Below are 3,170 nucleotides of genomic sequence, written 5' to 3' on the forward strand. Positions count from 1 at the left end.
ACGACGACGCTATGGGCTGCGATTCAATTTGATAGCGGCACTCTACAATTATGAACTCAACCTTGCCGAAGACTGGCAGCAAAATACAGCAATTTAGCACATAATCATTTTTGCAAGAGGTCTATTACTAAAAAATGCCTGAAGGGGGCTGTAGAACGGGCGACTAAGCAGCAAAGGCAAATTGCTGTTGTTTATCGGGGACAGGCGTTAGATGGACAGCTGGCAAAGACGCTTAATCAGGGAATGCAATCAGCTGGGTATGCTACATTTTTAACAAATTTGGATGCCGTTTCAAGTGCTGACTTTGAACAAAACCTAATCCATTGTGATTATTTTATCCTGGTGCTTTCAGCTCAAATGGCCATTAGTGAAATGGTGATTGAGCTGTTGCAGCGGGTGCGGGATCGACAGACGAGCCAGCAGAACAGTGATCCATGGCTTTTGGTACTCCATGTACGGGCAGAGTCTCCTTTTGCTTTAAGCCATACTATTCGTCGTTATCTGGAGCAGGCGTGGCAGTATACCTGGAAAAATCCGGAGGATGATGGCCCTGTGATTCAGAAAATTTTAAGTAGTATTCAAACCGGAAATACTCCTGGGGAGAAGGCTATGGAAAAATATACTCAAAGTACTGAACTTCTACATTCCCCGTCAGACCAGCATTATTCATCTGTTGTAACTCCACCGCCTTCGCCTGTGGCCGATCCCGAGCTACCCAGGGGACAGGTGCGGCGGGCATCTGCTTTTTACATTGAACGTCAGCCCTATGACGCCCAGTGCTATGAGGAAATCCTTAAGCCTGGAGCCCTGATTCGGATCAAGGCTCCACGCCAGATGGGAAAAACCTCTCTCATGGCCCGCATCCTTTATAACGCCGAGGAACAGGGGTATCGTAGTATTCCGCTCAGTTTTCAACTTGCGGATCAGACAATTTTTAGTAGTTTAGATCAGCTACTGCGCTGGCTTTGCACTCGAGTAGCCCGAAAATTGAATCTACCTCCGCGCTTAGAGGACTTTTGGACGGATGCCTATGGCAGTAAGGATAACTGTACGGCTTATTTTGAAGATTACCTGTTGCCGGAGATTTCCACTCCCTTGGTGTTGGGCATGGATGAAGTGGATCGGATTTTTCAATATTCTGACATTGTGGATGACTTTTTTGGGTTGCTGCGAGCCTGGTATGAAGAGGCGGGTTATGGTGTCGGTGGCGGTAGCCTTTGGGAAAAACTACGCCTGGTGGTCGTGCATTCCACTGAAGGCTACATCCCACTGGATATTAATCAGTCCCCATTTAATGTGGGATTACCCATTGAGCTAAAGGAGTTTAATCTGGAGCAAGTTACTGATTTGGCCCGTCGCCATGGTTTGCTCTGGAGTTCTGGCCAAATCGAGCAGTTAATCACACTCATTGGTGGTCATCCCTATCTGGTGAGATTTGCGTTTTATCGGATTGTCCAGGGAGAATTGACGTGGGAGCAGCTGCTTAAGAGTGCTCCGACGGAATCGGGCATTTATGGTGACCATCTACGGCGACTATTGTGGAATCTGAATCGGGATTCTGTTTTGGCTGCAGCCTTTAGTCAGGTATTGGCCAGTCGGGAGCCGATCTCTCTCGACTCAGCCCATACGTTTAAGCTCCATAGTCTGGGGTTGGTGAAACTACAGGGAAATGGCGTGACCCCTAGTTTTGAGCTTTATCGCCAGTATTTTAGCGATCGGTTGCATTGTGAATCCAGTTAGTTAGAGCATGCTCAAATTGAGGACTAACGTCAGGCCAGTAGGTCATTCAAGTAGACATTCAGGTGGAGAACGGTAATGAAATATAAGGTAGGGGGACATTTGCCCCTGGGCGCGCCCAGCTACATTGTGCGGGAGGCGGATGAGGCGCTATACCAGGCGTTAAAGGCAGGGGAGCTGTGCTATGTGTTTAACTCCCGTCAAATGGGTAAAACCAGTCTCCGGGTGCGCACCTTCCACCGTTTACAACAGGCGGGGGTAGCCTGTGCGGCCATTGATTTAAATAATATTGGCAGTAAGGATATTACCGCCCAGCAATGGTATGCCGGTTTCATGCGGCGGCTAGTGACGAGTTTTGACTTGCCGGTAAAATTGCGCGATTGGTTAAAGGAGGTTGATTATCTCTCCCCGGTCAAGATTTTCAATGAGTTTATTGAGCAGATATTACTTCGGTATGTCACCCAGCCCATTGTTGTCTTTATTGATGAAATTGATAGCATGCGGCGACTGCCGTTTGAGACCGATGACTTTTTTGCCTGTATCCGGTCTTGTTTAGATTCTGGTCATCTTACCTTTGCGCTGTTGGGGGTGACAACCCCCTCTGATTTGATTACAGATAAGTATTGCACACCGTTCAATGTGGGTCGGGCCATTGACCTGAATGGTTTTACGTTTCAGGAAGCCCGGACCCTGGCTCAGGGATTGATCAATGCGGAACGGCCAGAGGTATTGCTGCGGTGCATCCTGGATTGGACGGGGGGACAGCCGCTGTTGACCCAGAAACTGTGTCAGACCATTACGGCCAAGAACGAAACCATTCAGACAGGGGAAGAACAGCGCTATGTGGCAGTCCTGGTGGAAAGCCGTATTTTAGATAACTGGGAAGCCCAGGATGAGCCCCCCCATTTAAAGACGATTCGAGATCGGTTGCTCAACATCGAAAAGCGGACGGGCTCCCTATTACAGCTGTATGAGCGCATTCTCAAAGATGGTGATGTATCGGCGGATGATAGTGGTGAACAGCTAGAGCTGCAGTTGGCGGGACTAGTGGTCAAGCGGGGTGAACAGTTGCGGGTATATAACCGAATTTATGCCACGGTCTTTAACAACCAGTGGGTACAGCGGGTGTTGTCCAATGTTTACGAGGAGTTTATGAGAACTGTCTCTAAACAGGAGCAGAAGCTGCTATCTATGCTGAATGTGATGGAGGGTAAAGGGTTTGATTATATTTTAAATGAGATTCTCAGCGATATTACGCTGAAGATGAGCGTATTGTTGAGTGCCGACCGCACTACGGTATTCTTTATTGACTGGAGTTTAGACAAAATCTGTTCTTGAAGCATTCAGAATCGTACTCAAGCTATTGACTGGCCTGAGTATCTTAACTAAGAGATACAATTGGGTTTTAGGCTGCGACTTTGGGCTCAGATTTG

2 protein-coding genes are annotated in these 3,170 nt (G+C 47.9%); both read left to right on the plus strand.

Annotated features, from left to right (window positions below; translation table 11 throughout):
• Positions 1-279: 279 nt before the first annotated feature.
• Positions 280-1,740 (plus strand): AAA-like domain-containing protein, encoded by a 1,461-nt coding sequence (locus VB741_RS14820; RefSeq protein WP_323365955.1) that lies wholly within the window; start codon positions 280-282, stop codon positions 1,738-1,740.
• 75 nt (positions 1,741-1,815) lie between these two features.
• On the plus strand, positions 1,816-3,075 hold the full coding sequence (locus VB741_RS14825) for an AAA-like domain-containing protein (RefSeq protein ID WP_323365956.1): 1,260 nt from the start codon (positions 1,816-1,818) through the stop codon (positions 3,073-3,075).
• Positions 3,076-3,170 lie beyond the last annotated feature (95 nt).

Origin of the sequence: Leptothoe sp. PORK10 BA2 (genome assembly GCF_034932105.1) — a bacterium.
Lineage (GTDB): Bacteria > Cyanobacteriota > Cyanobacteriia > Phormidesmidales > Phormidesmidaceae > Leptothoe.

Coding starts and splice junctions, on each gene's coding strand:
- VB741_RS14825 (WP_323365956.1), top strand. CDS start 1,816: ATGAAATATAAGGTAGGGGGACATTTGCCCCTGGGCGCGCCCAGCTAC.